15 protein-coding genes are annotated in these 14,985 nt (G+C 64.2%); 7 read left to right on the top strand and 8 right to left on the bottom strand.

What is annotated here, in order from left to right:
- The first annotated feature begins 8 nt into the window (after positions 1-8).
- From paaC to QMG83_RS13925, 4 genes are read left to right on the top strand one after another with little or no spacing between them, the layout of a single operon-like run.
- Positions 9-800, top strand: a complete 792-nt coding sequence (paaC, locus tag QMG83_RS13940; protein ID WP_283506017.1) for a 1,2-phenylacetyl-CoA epoxidase subunit PaaC — start codon at positions 9-11, stop codon at positions 798-800.
- Entirely contained in the window at positions 797-1,321 is a 525-nt protein-coding gene (gene paaD, locus QMG83_RS13935; protein WP_283506016.1) for a 1,2-phenylacetyl-CoA epoxidase subunit PaaD, read from the top strand. Before paaC ends, paaD begins: the two co-directional genes overlap by 4 nt.
- Positions 1,321-2,421 (top strand): 1,2-phenylacetyl-CoA epoxidase subunit PaaE, encoded by a 1,101-nt coding sequence (gene paaE, locus QMG83_RS13930; protein WP_283506015.1) that lies wholly within the window; start codon positions 1,321-1,323, stop codon positions 2,419-2,421. The genes paaD and paaE overlap by 1 nt, the downstream gene beginning before the upstream one ends.
- A gap of 12 nt (positions 2,422-2,433) precedes the next feature.
- Positions 2,434-3,213, top strand: a complete 780-nt coding sequence (locus QMG83_RS13925; RefSeq protein WP_283506014.1) for an enoyl-CoA hydratase/isomerase family protein — start codon at positions 2,434-2,436, stop codon at positions 3,211-3,213.
- A gap of 16 nt (positions 3,214-3,229) precedes the next feature.
- On the opposite strand, the gene QMG83_RS13920 is transcribed toward QMG83_RS13925, so the two are convergent.
- Genes QMG83_RS13920 through pdhA form a run of 3 tightly spaced genes read right to left on the bottom strand, consistent with a single transcriptional unit; the run spans position 3,230 to position 6,563 of the window.
- Positions 3,230-4,456, bottom strand: a complete 1,227-nt coding sequence (locus tag QMG83_RS13920; protein WP_283506013.1) for a dihydrolipoamide acetyltransferase family protein — start codon at positions 4,454-4,456, stop codon at positions 3,230-3,232.
- Positions 4,456-5,466: an alpha-ketoacid dehydrogenase subunit beta gene (locus tag QMG83_RS13915; protein WP_283506231.1), complete on the bottom strand. Its 1,011-nt coding sequence runs from the start codon at positions 5,464-5,466 to the stop codon at positions 4,456-4,458. The genes QMG83_RS13920 and QMG83_RS13915 overlap by 1 nt, the downstream gene beginning before the upstream one ends.
- 2 nt (positions 5,467-5,468) lie before the next feature.
- Positions 5,469-6,563 carry a pyruvate dehydrogenase (acetyl-transferring) E1 component subunit alpha gene (gene pdhA / locus QMG83_RS13910; protein WP_283506012.1) on the bottom strand — a complete coding sequence of 365 codons (1,095 nt, stop codon included), beginning with the start codon at positions 6,561-6,563 and terminating at the stop codon, positions 5,469-5,471.
- Between the two features lie 179 nt (positions 6,564-6,742).
- Here pdhA and QMG83_RS13905 point away from each other — a divergent pair, with 179 nt between their 5' ends.
- Positions 6,743-7,177, top strand: a complete 435-nt coding sequence (locus QMG83_RS13905; protein WP_283506230.1) for an Lrp/AsnC family transcriptional regulator — start codon at positions 6,743-6,745, stop codon at positions 7,175-7,177.
- Positions 7,178-7,199: 22 nt separating this feature from the next.
- On the opposite strand, the gene QMG83_RS13900 is transcribed toward QMG83_RS13905, so the two are convergent.
- The 5 genes from QMG83_RS13900 to QMG83_RS13880 all read right to left on the bottom strand — a co-directional run bounded on the left by QMG83_RS13900 (position 7,200) and on the right by QMG83_RS13880 (position 12,520).
- A complete protein-coding gene (locus tag QMG83_RS13900) occupies positions 7,200-7,784 on the bottom strand; it encodes an adenylate kinase (protein WP_283506011.1) in 585 nt (194 codons plus the stop codon).
- A gap of 1 nt (position 7,785) precedes the next feature.
- On the bottom strand, positions 7,786-10,158 hold the full coding sequence (gene ppsA / locus QMG83_RS13895) for a phosphoenolpyruvate synthase (RefSeq protein WP_283506010.1): 2,373 nt from the start codon (positions 10,156-10,158) through the stop codon (positions 7,786-7,788).
- 20 nt (positions 10,159-10,178) lie between these two features.
- Entirely contained in the window at positions 10,179-11,021 is an 843-nt protein-coding gene (locus QMG83_RS13890) for a pyruvate, water dikinase regulatory protein (RefSeq protein WP_283506009.1), read from the bottom strand.
- Between the two features lie 131 nt (positions 11,022-11,152).
- Complete coding sequence (locus QMG83_RS13885; RefSeq protein WP_283506008.1) at positions 11,153-11,455, bottom strand: Dabb family protein; 303 nt, start codon at positions 11,453-11,455, stop codon at positions 11,153-11,155.
- Positions 11,456-11,497: 42 nt separating this feature from the next.
- Positions 11,498-12,520 carry a LacI family DNA-binding transcriptional regulator gene (locus tag QMG83_RS13880; protein WP_283506007.1) on the bottom strand — a complete coding sequence of 341 codons (1,023 nt, stop codon included), beginning with the start codon at positions 12,518-12,520 and terminating at the stop codon, positions 11,498-11,500.
- 493 nt (positions 12,521-13,013) lie between these two features.
- Here QMG83_RS13880 and QMG83_RS13875 point away from each other — a divergent pair, with 493 nt between their 5' ends.
- The gene (locus QMG83_RS13875) at positions 13,014-13,973 is read left to right on the top strand and encodes an aldo/keto reductase (RefSeq protein ID WP_283506006.1); all 960 of its coding nucleotides are present in this window, start codon (positions 13,014-13,016) and stop codon (positions 13,971-13,973) included.
- Positions 13,974-14,013: 40 nt separating this feature from the next.
- Positions 14,014-14,979, top strand: coding sequence for a Gfo/Idh/MocA family protein (locus QMG83_RS13870; protein WP_283506005.1), 966 nt, complete (start codon positions 14,014-14,016; stop codon positions 14,977-14,979).
- The last annotated feature ends 6 nt before the right edge of the window (positions 14,980-14,985 follow it).

Genomic DNA, 14,985 nt, shown 5'->3' with positions numbered 1-14,985 from the left:
CCAGCCACGTGACATCCACCGCCATCACCCCGGAGTCGATCGCCGAGGTGGGAACCGTCGCGCCCGAGGCGGTCGCGCTGTACGCATTGGGACTCGGCGACGATGCGCTCATTCTGGCCCAGCGCCTCGGGGAGTGGATTGCCAACGCCCCGGAGCTCGAAGAGGATGTTGCGCTGGGCAACATCGGGCTCGACCAGCTGGGTCATGCCCGCAGCCTGCTGACCTACGCGAGTTCTGCGTGGGGCAAGACCGAAGACGATCTCGCCTATTTTCGCGGGGAATCGGATTTCCGCAACCGGCTGCTCTTTGAGCGGCCGAACGGCGACTTCGCGCACACCATCGCGCGTCAACTGATTGCGTCCACCTATTTCGACTCGCTGTACCGGGAACTGTCGACATCCACAGATTCGACGCTTGCGGCAATCGCGGCAAAGGCCCGCAAAGAGGTGGACTACCACCTCGACCACAGCGTGCAGTGGCTCAAGCGCCTCGCCGGCGGCACCGAATTTTCGCACAAGCGCATGCAACGCGGCATCGACACGATGTGGGCGTGGGTCGATGAGCTGTACAGCGCCGATCCGCTCGGCGATTCTCTTGAGGGGATCGCCGTCGACCCGCGGACCCTGCGCGCCGACTTCGACGCCCTGGTTCCTCGCCTCATCATCGATGCCGGATTGCAGGTTCCGACCACCCCGCAGGCGAGGGGAGGCGGTCGACTCGGCCAGCACTCAGAGTCATTGGGTCCCCTACTCGCCGAGATGCAGGTGCTCGCTCGAGCTCACCCTGGGGCGTCCTGGTGAACACGTCAACCATCGAGCAGATCGCCAGGCCACGTCCAGCCGACGCGCTCGAACGCGAGCTGTGGGACCTGGCCGCGACCGTCGTCGACCCGGAGGTGCCGGTGCTGACCATCGAGGATCTCGGAGTGCTTCGTTCCGTGCGGGTGACCGACCGCGGCATCATCGTGCAGATCACTCCGACGTACTCAGGATGCCCCGCAGTCGACGCCATGCGCGACGACATCACCGCGGTTCTCGCGGGGGCCGGTCACACCGCCGTGACGGTCCAGGTGGTGTTGGCGCCGGCGTGGACGACCGACTGGATGAGTCAATCCGGCCGCGACAAGCTCGAGGAGTACGGGATTGCGCCGCCCGGACTGCGGCGCACGGACGGCGTCGTCAGCCTGGGGCTCGGTGTGCGCTGCCCACACTGCGGCTCGCTGCACACTCGCGAGGCGTCACGGTTCGGATCGACATCCTGCAAGGCACTGTATGTGTGCCAGCGGTGCCAAGAGCCGTTCGACTACTTCAAGGAGCACTGATGACGACCGCGACGAGGCGGCGGGCGGCCTTCCACGAACTGACGGTGTCGAACGTGCGCACGCTCACGGACGATGCGATCGAGGTCACCTTCACGGTGCCTGAGCAGCTCGTCGACGACTACGACTACGCGCCCGGACAGTACATTGCCCTCCGCACGGAATTTGAGGGCGAGGATGTTCGGCGAAGCTACTCGATCTGCCAGGCGCCGGTCACCGGCGAGCTGAAGGTCGGCATCAAGAGAGACCTCGGCGGACTGTTTTCGACCTGGGCGGTCGACAACCTGCGGGCGGGGATGCAGCTGTCGGTGATGGTTCCCGAGGGCAACTTCATCTCGCAACTCGTCGACGCCCCGGCGCATGTCGTCGCGATCGCGGCCGGCTCGGGCATCACGCCGATCATCGCGCTGATCGAGAGCGCGTTGCGGGCCGACCCGAGAAACCAGTTCTCTCTCGTCTACTCCAACCGCACGGCGATGGACACGATGTTTGTGGATGAGCTTGCCGACCTGAAGGATCGATTCCCCGCCCGCCTCGCCCTGTACCACGTGCTCACGCGTGAGCACCGCAGCTCGGAGTTGCTATCTGGGCGGCTGGATGCCGAAAAGCTGGGCGGGATCCTCGACGAATTGATCGATCCCGCTGGCGTCGACGAATGGTTCATCTGCGGCCCGTTCGACCTCGTGCAGTTGTGCAGAGACACTCTGGCCGAGCGCGGGGTGGCGGCCGCAGACATCCGCTACGAACTCTTCACCACCGGTCGACCCGACCGCATCGGCGGCCAGTCGGGGCGCCCGATCGTCGTCTCTGCGGATCAGGCCGTGCATACGGTGAAGTTCCGCCTCGATGGTACGACGGCAACCGTGACGACGCCCGTGCACAGCAACGAAAGCATCCTGAATGCGGCACTGCGGGTGCGCGGCGATGTTCCCTTCGCCTGTGCGGGCGGGGTGTGCGGCACCTGTCGCGCAACGCTCGTGACCGGCACGGTCAACATGGTCGAGAACTACGCGTTGGAACCCGAAGAACTCGCCCGCGGCTTCGTACTCACCTGCCAGTCCATTCCCACCAGCGACTTCGTCGAAGTCAACTACGACGCCTGACCCGGAGGCCCCATGCCGATCGAGCTGCACATTGCGGATGCTGTCGCGGAAATCGTGCTGAACGATCCCGGCAAGCTGAACTCGCTGGATGAGGAGGCGATTCATGGGCTGACGGAGGCGTACGCCGGCGCCCGGGAGGCGGGTGTGCGCGCGGTGCTGCTGCGCGGTGAGGGCCGCGCGTTCTGCGCGGGACGCGACATCTCGCGGGTCGACCCCGCCACAGACGACGCGACCGGGTATCTGGCGAACATCGTGACTCCCCTGCTGCGCACGATTGACGAGTTTCCCGCGCCCACCTTTGCGGTCGCGACCGGCGCCTGCCTCGGCGTCGGGCTGGGGCTGCTGATCGCGTCTGACGTGGTCTACGTGGCCGACTCGGCAAAGATCGGATCCCCGTTCGCGAACCTGGGGGCGACCCTCGACTCGGGAGGCCACGCGCTGTTCTTCGAGCGACTGGGTGCCCACCGCACCCTCGATCTGATCTACACGGCCGAGTTGATGTCCGGAAGTGAGGCAGTAGCGCTCGGGCTGTTCAGCCGAGTGGTGCCGGAGGCGGAGGTCGTCGAGTTCGCTCGGGAGCGCGCGCACCGCGCGGCCGTCGGCGCGACCGGCGCATTCCTTGCGAGCAAGCGACTCGTTCACCGCCTGCGCGACGAACGGATCGGGCTATGGGCGTCTGTCGATGACGAAAACGCCGCCCAGGGCGAGCTGTGTGCCAGCGATGACTACCGCGAAGGCTTCGCCGCCTTCCAACAGAAACGCAAGCCCGTGTTCGGCGGCAGCAACGCCTAACCGGGCAACGCGACGCTCAGATGCGGGAAAACAGGGACGCCGGTGACTCCATGGCGTCGACGACCGACCTGAGGAAACCGGCCGCATAGCCACCATCGCAGACACGGTGGTCGAACACCATGGCCAGCTGCACGATGCGGCGCGGAACTATTGCTCCACCGACAACCCAGGGGCGCTCGATCATCCTGCCGACGCCGAGCATGGCCACTTCCGGGTAGTTGATGATCCCGGCTGAACCGTCGACCCCAAAGCCGCCGTAGTTGTTGAGGGTGAAGGTCGAGCCCGATAGCTCCGCGGGGGCAAGTCGCCCCTCGCGGGCGTCGTCGGCGAGACGGCGAATGCCCGTGTCGAGCGCAGCGATGCTGTCGCGCTCGGCGTGCCGCAGCACCGGGACCATGAGGCCGCGGGGCGTATTGACGGCAACGCCCAGATTGACGCCGTCGAACTCGACAATCTCGGAGCCGTCCGCGCTCAGCCGACCGGCGAGCACCGGGTACTCCCCCAGGGCGATGAGCACGAACTTCGAGATGATGGCGGTGAACGACGGGCGGCTGTCGCCCATCGCCTGCCGCAACTCCCACAGCGCGGTCGCGTCGACGTCGACCCAGATCGTGGCCTCGGGAATCTCGGTGCGACTGCGGGTCAGCCTCTCGCTGACGGCCTTGCGCAGCATCCCCATCGGTTCTCGGCGCACCACCTGAAGCTCGGCCGGCGCCGATTCCGGGGGGCCGGTCGTGTCAGCAGCGGCCTTCAACACGTCCGAACGGCGGATGACGCCATCCGGAGCTGTCGGCTCGATCGTGAGCAGGTCGACGCCTGAACTCCGTGCGAGCCTGCGCACGATGGGTGAGCGCACGGCTACCGGGCCGCTGCTGGCTGACATTGGCTCTGCGGATGCCGCGGCCGGCACGAGCGCGGCGCCGTTCGCCCTGCGGCGAGTGCGGCCACTCGCCTGGCGCTCTTTCGTGCCGTAGCCGATGAGCACGTTTCCGGAGCCGGTGGCGCCGTCATCCACTTCGAGAAGCGGCGCGCCCACAGCGAGCACTTCCCCTTCCTCACCATGACGTGCCGACACCGTGCCGGCGTATGGGCTCGGAACTTCGACGATGCTCTTTGCCGTCTCGACCTCGGCGATCGCCTGGTCGACGGCGACGGTATCTCCGACCTCGACGATCCAGCGCACCAGGGCAGCCTCGGTGAGGCCCTCACCAAGGTCGGGCAGACGGAACACGTTGACGCCCATCAGTCCTCCCAATAGAGCGAATCGACGGCATCCAGAACACGGTCGACGTCGGGCAGATAGAAGTGTTCGAGCTTGGGCGGCGCATAGGGGATGTCAAAGCCTGTCACCCGGCGCACCGGGGCCTCAAGCCACGAGAAGCAACGCTCCGAGATGCGGGCGGCGACTTCGGATGCCATGCTCGCGAAGCCTGGTGCCTCGGCGATCACCACGGCTCGGCCGGTGGAGCGCACGGCGGCATCGACCGTGGCATCGTCGAACGGAGACAGCGTCCGAAGGTCGACGACCTGAAGGCTGCGCCCCTCGGCCGCGGCAGCGTCGGCCGCCTCCAGCGCGATAGGCACCGAGGTGCCGTAGGCGATGAGGGTGGCATCCGTTCCCTCGCGGACCACTTGTGCCGAGCCGATGGTGGCGGTGCTGCTGACATCGACACTGCCCTTCGCCCAGTAGAGCTTTTTCGGCTCAAGGAAGATGACGGGATCGGGGAAGCGGATCGCTTCGCGGAGGAGGCTGTAGGCGTCCTGCGGATTCGAGGGCGCCACGACGGTGAGGCCGGGGGTGTGCACGTAGTAGGCCTCCGAGGAGTCGCAGTGGTGCTCCACCCCGCCGATGCCGCCCGCGTAGGGAATCCGGATGACGATGGGAAGTCGCACGGCGCCACGAGTACGGTTGCCCATCTTCGCGACGTGGCTCACGACCTGCTCGAACGCCGGGTATGCGAAGGCGTCGAACTGCATCTCGACTACGGGCCGCAGGCCGTTCATCGCCATCCCCACCGCGCTGCCCACGATCCCCGCCTCAGCGATCGGAGTGTCGAAGCAGCGCTTCTCGCCGAACCTGGCGGTGAGGCCATCCGTGATGCGGAAGACGCCACCCAGCGCCCCGATGTCTTCGCCGAACACCACGACCCGGTCGTCGGCCGCCAGTTCATCGGCGAGCGCCCGATTCAGGGCCGCAGCCATCGACAGAGTTTCCACCCCGGCGCCGACCTGCGGCTGATCCTCTCTCAGCATGGTCACGGTGTCGTCCCCTCCGCTGATCGCTCGAGTTCACCCTGAAGTGAGGCCCACTGTTCTTCAAGTTGCGGCGTGCTGGTGGCGTAGACGTGACGGAACAGCTCGGCGGCATCCGGTGCGATGTCGGCATTGAGTGCCGTTCGCAGCGTCGCAGCGACCTCGTCGGCCTCCGCGGCGAACGCGGCTTCTGTCGTGTCATCGAGCGCGTCCTTGCCGCGGAGGTACGACCGCAACCGTACGAGGGGATCGCGGGCGACCCACTCCTGAACCTCCGCGCTGTCACGGTAGCGCGTGTCGTCGTCGGCGTTGGTGTGTGCCTGCATCCGGTACGTGTGGGCCTCCACGAGGGACGGGCCGCCGCCGGCGCGGGCGCGATCCACCGCCGAACCCAACACCGCGAGCAGTGCGGCGAGGTCGTTTCCGTCGACCTGCTCACCGGGCATCCCGTACCCCACAGCTTTGTGCGCGAGCGATTCGGCGGCGCTCTGGCGGGAGAGCGGCACGGAGATGGCGAACCGGTTGTTCTGCACGAAGAAGACGACCGGCAGGTGAAAAACGGCGGCGAAGTTCATGGCCTCGTGGAAGTCACCCTCGCTTGTTGCGCCCTCGCCGCACAGGGCCACGACGACCGTGGGCTCACCCTTCAGCACGGCCGCGTGGGCGAAGCCGACCGCGTGAAGGAGCTGCGTTGCCAGCGGAGTCGATTGCGGCGCCACCCTGAACTCGTGCGGGTTGTAGCCGCAGTGCCAGTCGCCCTTCAGCAGCGTCATCGCGTCCGCCGGCGCGACCCCACGCAGCATCACCGCGACCGAATCCCGGTAGGTCGGGAACAGCCAGTCCCCGTCGTCAAGCACAGACACCGCGGCCACCTGGCAGGCTTCCTGACCCTGTGACGATGGATAGACGGCGAGTCGCCCCTGTCGCACCAGGGAATAGCACTGGTCGTTAACCCGCCTCGAGATCACAAGCGAGCGGTAACCCTCCGTGAGTACCGCCGGGCTCGCGGTGGGGTAGACCTCATCCGGGTGCTCTGTTCCAGCGGCATCGATCAACTGAACCGGAACATTTCGCGGCAGCAGTGTGCGGTCGGGCATGGCGATCTCCGTTGGTCGACACCTACGTCTTGTGGACGCTTTGAACATTAAGCATCGCCCTGCACGCCATAGCGTCGCAATGAATGCGCGTGGTATTGGACGAAAAGAGCTCCGTCGAGCTAAATTGAGCAAATAGTTCTGCGCAACCAGCCAGCGACCGAGGGGATTCACCTGTGGACTTGGACGAAGTCGATTTTCGGGTCCTTGCCGAACTGCGCAAAGACGGCCGAGCGTCGGTGAGCGCGGTTGCGCAGGCAACCCACATCTCTCGGGCGAATGCCTATGCGCGAGTCAAGCGCCTCATCGAATCCGGCGTCATTATCGGTTTTGGGGCGCGAGTCGACCCCGTTCTTGCCGGCCAACACTCCTCGGCCTATGTGACCCTGACAGTCGAACAGGCCTCATGGCAGGAGATACGAGCGCGCCTCTCCCAGATACCCGAGGTGGTGCACGTCGCGCTCGTCGGCGGCGACTACGACGTGATGATTCTCGTGCGAGCGCGCGACAACGGCGACCTGCGGCGGGTCGTCCTCGAAGAACTGCAGGCGATTCCGGCCGTGCGGGCCACGAAGACGGCCCTCATCTTCGAGGACTTCGAGACCACTCACGCGTGACGCGGGCGCGGCCCCCGGCTGATCAGGATGGACTGATCCCCCGGGATGCCAACCCGGCACTGATTCGCGCGGCAACGTCATCCACCGATCCGAGGGCATCGATCTCGATGACGATGCCCCGCTCGCGGTAGTGGTCGATCACTGCGGCCGTCTCGTGCATGAACACCTCCTGGCGATGCCGGATGGCAGTCTCTGAGTCGTCCGCCCGTCCTTGCTCACTGGACCGCTGTTGCAGGCGGCGCACGACCTCGTCGGTGTCTACGATCAGCAGGATGACCGCCTCCAGGTCCTGGCCGCGTCGCGCCAGAAGCTCATCGAGGAACGTGACCTGGTCGATGGTTCTCGGATAGCCGTCGAGCAGAAATCCGTCGAGAGCATCATCCTCGTGCAGGCGTTCATCGACGAGAGCGTTGGTCAGTTCGTCGGGGACATAGTCGCCGGCTGCCACAACCTCCTTGACCCGAAGGCCGAGATCGGTGCCCTCGCGAATGTTGGATCGGAAGATATCTCCGGTCGCGATCGCAGGCACGCCGTACTGATCCGCGATGGCAGCCGCCTGGGTGCCTTTCCCGGAGCCGGGCGGCCCAACGATGAGTAGCCGGATCACGTCACACCTTCGACAATCTGGTCCAGGTCTCCACGACCGTGTCGGGATTCAGCGACATCGATTCGATCCCCTGGCCGAGGAGCCATTCCGCGAGATCGGGATGATCCGACGGCCCCTGGCCGCAGATGCCCACATACTTACCCCGGCGCAGGCAGGCCTCGATCGCCATGGATAGCAGCTTCAATACCGCTGGGTCTCGTTCATCGAACGTCGCCGCGACGAGTGAGGAATCGCGGTCCAGACCCAGCGTCAATTGGGTCATGTCATTGGAACCGATGGAGAACCCGTCGAAGTGGTCGAGGAATTCATCGGCCAGCAGGGCGTTGGACGGGATCTCGCACATCATCACGACCTCGAGGCCGTTTTCTCCGCGTCGCAGGCCATTTTCGGCCAGCAGCTGGATGGTCGCTTCGGCCTCCGCGACGGTGCGGACGAACGGGATCATGATGCGAACGTTCGTCAGCCCCATCTCGTCGCGCACCCACTTCAACGCCTCACATTCCATGTCGAAGCATTCGCGGAAGTCCGGCGAGATGTACCTCGAGGCCCCACGCCACCCGAGCATCGGGTTCTCCTCGTGGGGCTCGTAGAGGTCGCCGCCGATGAGGTTGGCGTATTCGTTGGATTTGAAGTCGGACATCCGAACGATCACCGGCTCCGGAGCGAAGGCGGCCGCGAGCATCGAGACTCCTTCGGCGACGCGCTGCACGAAGAATTCACGCGCGGACGGGTATGCGGCGATCCGGTCGGCGATCTGCTGCTTCACGTCTCCCTCAAGCGTGTCGAAATCGAGCAGCGCGCGGGGGTGGATGCCGATCTGCCGGTTGATGATGAACTCGAGCCGGGCCAGTCCGATACCGCGGTTGGGAAGTTTCGAGAACGAGAACGCCTGGTCGGGGGTTCCGACATTCATCATGATCTTGACGGGGATGTCGGGCATCTCATCGAGCCGGGTCAGCTCCTCCCTGAACTCGAGCACGCCTTCGTACACCTGTCCGTCGTCGCCCTCCGCACACGAGACCGTGACCTCCTGACCATCGGCCAGGATCTCGGTCGCGTCGCCGGTGCCGACGACCGCGGGGATGCCCAGTTCCCTGGCGATGATCGCCGCGTGACAGGTGCGCCCTCCGCGATTGGTCACGATCGCTGAGGCGCGCTTCATGATCGGCTCCCAGTCGGGATCGGTCATGTCGGCGACGAGCACATTGCCGGGAACGAAATGCTCCATCTGGTCGATGCTGCTGAGCACGGTGACCGCGCCCGCTCCGATCTTTTGCCCGATCGCGCGCCCGGTGGCGAGGATGGATGCGCCGTTGGTGCTCAGGACGAAACGGCGAATGACGTTTCCCTCTTCGCGTGACACGACGGTCTCGGGGCGAGCCTGCAGGATGTACAACTGCCCGTCGATGCCGTCTTTACCCCACTCGATGTCCATGGGCCGGCCGTAGTGCTTCTCGATCGTGACGGCCTGCCGAGCAAGCTGCTCGACCTCATCATCGGTGATGCTCAACAGTGTGCGATCGGATACCGGTACGTCTTCAAAGACAGTGGAGCCGCCCGCGTTCTGGCCGTCGCCGTACCGCATCGCAATGGCCTTTTCGCCGACTGTGCGCTTCAGGATGGCGGGGCGTCCGGCCTCGAGGGCTGGTTTGTAGACGTAGAACTCGTCGGGGTTGACCGCGCCCTGAACCACGGCTTCGCCGAGGCCGTAGGAGCTGGTGATAAACACCGCCTTGTCGAAACCTGATTCGGTGTCGATGGTGAACATCACACCCGATGAGGCGATGTCGGAGCGAACCATCCGTTGCACGCCGGCGGAGAGTGCGACGTCGTGGTGGTCGAATCCGTGATGCACTCGGTACGAGATCGCTCGATCGTTGTAGAGCGATGAGAACACGATCTTCACAGCGTGAAGGATATTGTCGATTCCGCCGATGTTGAGGAAGGTCTCTTGCTGCCCGGCGAAGGATGCGTCGGGGAGGTCCTCGGCCGTGGCGCTGGAGCGCACAGCCCAAGTCACCGAACTCGGATCGGGATCATTCGCAATCAACTGCTCATACCCAGATCGGATGCCCGCTTCGAGATCCTCGGGGAACGGCTGGTCCTCGATCCATTGCCGTATCGTTGCGCCGACGTTGGCGAGGGTCACGACATCGTCGACGTCGAAGGAATTGACGAGCTCGCGGATCCGGTCTTCCAGTCCGTCCTTCGCGAGAAAACTTCGGTACGCATCCGACGTGGTCGCGAAGCCCCCTGGCACGTGAACTCCGGCCGACGACAGGTTCGACACCATCTCGCCGAGCGACGCGTTCTTACCTCCCACCTGGGGGAGGTCGTTCATGCCGATTTCGTTGAACCACATGATGCTCGTCATGGCGCGCCTTTCTTGATGGTTTACAGTGCGTACTCGCGAAGTTGCAGGGCCTGCATGATGACCGCCGACATCTCTTCGACGCTCTTGGTGGAGGAGTTGACGTACGGGATGTTGTTGCGGCGGTAGAGGTCTTCCGCTCGGCGCACTTCGATCGTCGATTGCGCCAGGCTGGAGTATCGGGAGTTGGGTTTGCGTTCGTGCCGCACCTGGCTCAGCCGCAGCGGGGTCGTCGTCAGCCCGAAACAGCGCGCGCCGTACAGCGCGACCTTCCCGGGGAGATTTTCCGTCGGAAAGTCGTCGTCGGTCAGCGGATAGTTGGCGACGAGGAGTCCGTGTTGCAACGCGAGGTACATGGTCGTCGGCGTTTTGCCGCACCTCGACGGCGCGATGATGATGACGTCCGCTACATCCAGCGCCCGGGAGCTCTGTCCATCGTCATGTTCGATGGCGTACTCGACCGCTCGCATGCGCTGCAGGTAATCGTTCATGTTGCCCACACCGTGGTACGGACCCAACTGGTCTGACGCGGTCGTTCCGAGTGCTTCTTCGACCTCAGGCAGGTGACCGGCCAGAAGATCGATCAGTGGCGCCTCGCAGTGCGCCAACGCCGTGCGCAACGACGGCTGTTTGACAGTGGAGAAGACCAGCGGCCCTTCGCCTGCAGCAACGGATCGACCGACCTCGGCGTTGAATTTCTCCACTTGCGCGAGGGAATCGACAAAGGGAACAGTGTGACGCTTGAAACTGATGCCGGGAAAATTCGCCAGCAGTGCGTTGCCGAGAGTTTCAGCGGTGATTCCCGTTCCCCCCGAAACGAAATACGCGGACCGGCGCGGCAACCGCATCGATCCGGTGTCTGCCATGACGCATCCCCTCTCCCTGTTCGCGCAACTTTGCGCGTGGTGAGTGCCCTCAGTCTGCTCGGTGCTCCACCGATAGGCAAGCGCGAGAGCCGCCTCAGTTCAGACCGAGGGGCCCCTCGTGCACTCGAGGATCAGCTCGGAGTTTCGGCGATGAAGTCCAATTCCTGAAACTTCACCACCTCAGTCGCCCACCTAGTGCCCACAAATTTCTGGTGGTCGGGATGCTCGTTGTAGGCCCGGTACGCATCATCGTCAACGAACTGCATCGACAATTGCCAGCGGAAATCACTCTGTGCGCTGATCTGTCGCGCGACCCTGAAGTGCTCGACCCCCTGGATTGGAGCCAGGTCGGTGACCGCCGCCTGCAAAAACTCTTTCTCTTCGGCACTCCCTGCGTCGTGCAGGAGCGAGAAGCAGACTGTGTGTTCGATCATCGGGGTCTTCTTTCTGGTGAGGATTCCAAGTGGCGAAAAAAGTTATGGGCGCGGAGCCGTCGAGCCTCTGACCACCAGATGCGTGGCGAGTTCGATCCGTCTGGTGGGCGGAGGTTGCCCCGCGGCGAGCCCCATGACCATGGCGACAGCAGCCTGCCCGATCTCACGGATGGGCTGGTGAACTGTTGTGAGAGGCGGCGGCGACATCGACGTGAAAGGGATGTCGTCGAACCCGACGATGCTCAATTGGTCTGGCACCGAGACCCCGAGCTTTCGGGCCGCATCCAAGGCGCCAAGGGCTGTCACATCGCTGGAGGTGAAGATCGCGGTAGGTGGGTTGCGCTGGGAAAGCAGGGCGGCAGTGATCGCCCCTCCCTCGTCAAAGCTCCTGGAACCGTCAACGACGAGGCTCGGGTCGTAGGGCAGACCATATTCCTCGAGCGCCGTGGCGTAACCTTGCCGGCGCGCGAGGTCACACGCCGCCCCCGTCGCACCGCCGATGAACGCAATCCTCCGGTGCCCCAACGCGGCAAGATGACGCGTCGCGTCAACGCCACCAGCCCAATTGGTGGCGCCGACGCTGTACACCGCGACCCGTGGCACATCGAGAGGATCGATGAAGACGGCGGGCAGGCCGACGGCACGCAGCGCGGCCTCCCGGGCGGTAGAAAACCTCGACGTAACCTCGACCACTCCGACCCGACCGCTTCGTGCGATGCGCTCGGCCCAACGCACGGGGTCTTCCCGAGCGGGAGTTGTCAGCCGCCCTGTGGCGATGGTCACCCCGGATGTCTCGGCAGCGGTCGTCGCCCCAGCGATGATCATCAGCGAGTATGGGTTTTCGAAGGAATCGATAATCAACTCAACGAGCGGATCCCGTTGCCTCCGGATCGGTCGTTCCGTTTCGCTTATGCCGACATATCCGAGCTCATCGACCAGCTTCTCGATAGCTTCGCGGGTTGCGGCTCCCACTCCGACCCGGCCGTTCATCACCTTCGACACCGTCGCCGGCGAAACACCGGCTCGCTCAGCCACCTGATTCAGGGTTACCCGACCGCGGACCATGATCCTCTTTCGCGAAATTATTTCGCTGGTTTGCCGTTGAACTACTGAACAACTAGGAGCATTCTATTCATGCGCGCAGGTACGGCACGAAATTATTTTGTTGGCTCGAGAACGGCGGCGAGACCGCAGGGCGGGCGATGCAGGGGGCGGACGAATGACGACGTGGTTCCGAACACCGCACCCCGTCACTACGAATGTCGATATCTCAAGCATCGATTCTGGTCGCAGCCTTTCGAAGCGAGAGTTGCCGCTTTTGCGCGGTTTCCGGTTCGCATCACCGGTGGTCAGATTCGCGCGGACCGCGACGGACGATGTCGCCCAAGTCGAGGTCAAGTCGATGCTTCGCGAGGTCTTCACCCTGCCCCTAGGCCTCACGTTCGGTGAGTCGCAGTACGGGCTCGGCGAGTCCTTCCACTCAGTAGCCAGCCTGCCGGCTCGGCACCCACGTTGATCCACTCACCCAGAAAATTCCCACCCCAACATTGGAGAACTCATGATTGACCTCGGCGACAACTGGAATCGCACCCTCGGCTCGACCGGAGTTTCCACCACGGCCGTCACCATCGGCGGCGGACCGCTTGGCAGCCAACCTCAGCTATTCGGCTACGAAACCCCGCAAGCGCAGGCGGTCGAGCTCGTCGAGGCTGTGCTCGACAGCTTGATCCGCTCCATCGACACCGCCAACGGTTATTCCGACGGCGCGAGCGAAACGCGAATTGGTCTGGGCTTGGCCGCGCACGGCGGCAAGCCCGATGACTTCCTCGTGGTTACGAAGGTCGACGCGAAAGACAACGACTACTCGGGCGAGCGCGTACGGCAGTCCGTCGCAGAGAGCAAGAAGCGTCTGGGCCTGGAAACACTGCCGGTTGTTCACCTGCACGACCCCGAGAACTTCGCTTTCGAAGAGATGAGCGCCCCCGGCGGAGCCGTTGAAGCTCTCATGGCGCTGCGCGATGAGGGTGCGATCGGTCACATTGGCCTCGCGGGTGGACCCTCGCAAGAGATGAGCCGTTACCTTGATCTCGGCATCTTCGAGGTGCTCCTCGTGCACAACCGCTGGACTCTTCTCGACCGCAGCGCGGGCGATCTGTTGAAGCAGGCGCGCGACGCAGGAATGGGCGTCTTCAACGCCGCAATCTACGGCGGAGGCATCCTCGCAGCACCCCGTTCGGGTAAGACCATGTACGGCTACGGGCAAGCATCCAAAGACACCCTGGCCGCCGTGTCCGCAATGGCTGACCTGTGCGATGAGTACGGCACCGACCTGGCCACGGCGGCCCTGCAGTTCTCGCTGCGTCAGCCCCTGGTCGACACCACCATCGTCGGTATCAGCAAGCCCGCACGCCTCGACGGCCTCCTGGCATCAGCCGGGGCAGTACTCCCCGACGAATTCTGGGATCGGATCGAGGAGCTCCTGCCGTCATCCGAGAACTGGCTCGACTCGCCTCGCTGACAGCCACCTCAAACTCGACACAACTCGAAGGATCTGTTTCATGAAACCTCTCACTATCGGCCTGCTCGGCGCATCCGGCATCGCCCAACGTTCCGTCATCGATCCGGCCCACCGTCGCGACGATGTCAGGGTCACTGCCGTCGCCGGGCGAAAAGACCCGTCCGCCTACGCCGCTGAGCACAAAATCCCGACCGCGTATACGGGCTATGACGCCCTCTTGAGCGACGACTCAATCGATCTCGTTTATGTGGCTTTGCCACCGTCGGAGCATGCGCGCTGGACCATCGCCGCGCTCGAGGCCGGTAAAGATGTGCTGTGCGAGAAGCCCATCACGATGAACGCCGCCGAGGCTATCGCGGTGCGCGATGCCGCCGAACGTACCGGGCACCGCGTCATCGAGGCCTTCCACGATTACTACCACCCTCTGCAGGGATGGCTCAGGGAGTTCGTTGAATCAGGGCAGCTCGGCACGATCACCGAGGTCACTGCCGAATTCAATGCAACCAACACGTTCGATCCCGCCTCGCTGCGTCACGACCCCGCGCTCGGTGGCGGTGCACTCATGGACTTGGGCTGCTATCCCGTGCACTGGGTAAGAAGCCTCTTCGGTGAGCCGACGAGCACCGTCGCGACCGCAGAATTGAACCCGCTCGGCGCCGACCGGTCCACTGAGGCAACGCTGACCTTCGCCGGCGGCATCACGTGTCACCTGCGAACGAACGCCGGTGAGGATGCAACATTTCAATCGTTTATTCACATCACCGGCAGCGCAGGGACCGTGCACGTCGAGAATATGGTGTTTCCCTCAGCGGGCCATTCGATCGAGATCGATCGGCAGGGACTTTCATTCGTGTCGACGGTTGCCGGAGATACAACGTACGACCACCAGCTTTCGGCAGTTATCGACTCACTGCGCGCAGGCACAACACTGCCGACAGAAGGAGGCGACTACGTGAACAATATGAAGGTCATCGACGGCATCTACACAGCAGCGGGCGTGCGATGACGGCCG

Source organism: Salinibacterium sp. G-O1, assembly GCF_030063305.1.
Lineage (GTDB): Bacteria > Actinomycetota > Actinomycetes > Actinomycetales > Microbacteriaceae > Rhodoglobus.
The sequence above is the reverse complement of the archived record's forward strand: the minus strand, read 5'-3'. Positions and strand labels throughout refer to the sequence as shown.

Coding starts and splice junctions, on each gene's coding strand:
- QMG83_RS13925 (WP_283506014.1), top strand. CDS start 2,434: ATGCCGATCGAGCTGCACATTGCGGATGCTGTCGCGGAAATCGTGCTG.
- QMG83_RS13870 (WP_283506005.1), top strand. CDS start 14,014: ATGAAACCTCTCACTATCGGCCTGCTCGGCGCATCCGGCATCGCCCAA.
- QMG83_RS13915 (WP_283506231.1), bottom strand. CDS start 5,466: ATGCTGAGAGAGGATCAGCCGCAGGTCGGCGCCGGGGTGGAAACTCTG.
- QMG83_RS13920 (WP_283506013.1), bottom strand. CDS start 4,456: ATGGGCGTCAACGTGTTCCGTCTGCCCGACCTTGGTGAGGGCCTCACC.
- ppsA (WP_283506010.1), bottom strand. CDS start 10,158: ATGACGAGCATCATGTGGTTCAACGAAATCGGCATGAACGACCTCCCC.
- QMG83_RS13875 (WP_283506006.1), top strand. CDS start 13,014: ATGATTGACCTCGGCGACAACTGGAATCGCACCCTCGGCTCGACCGGA.
- paaE (WP_283506015.1), top strand. CDS start 1,321: ATGACGACCGCGACGAGGCGGCGGGCGGCCTTCCACGAACTGACGGTG.
- QMG83_RS13890 (WP_283506009.1), bottom strand. CDS start 11,021: ATGGCAGACACCGGATCGATGCGGTTGCCGCGCCGGTCCGCGTATTTC.
- pdhA (WP_283506012.1), bottom strand. CDS start 6,563: ATGCCCGACCGCACACTGCTGCCGCGAAATGTTCCGGTTCAGTTGATC.
- QMG83_RS13885 (WP_283506008.1), bottom strand. CDS start 11,455: ATGATCGAACACACAGTCTGCTTCTCGCTCCTGCACGACGCAGGGAGT.
- QMG83_RS13880 (WP_283506007.1), bottom strand. CDS start 12,520: ATGGTCCGCGGTCGGGTAACCCTGAATCAGGTGGCTGAGCGAGCCGGT.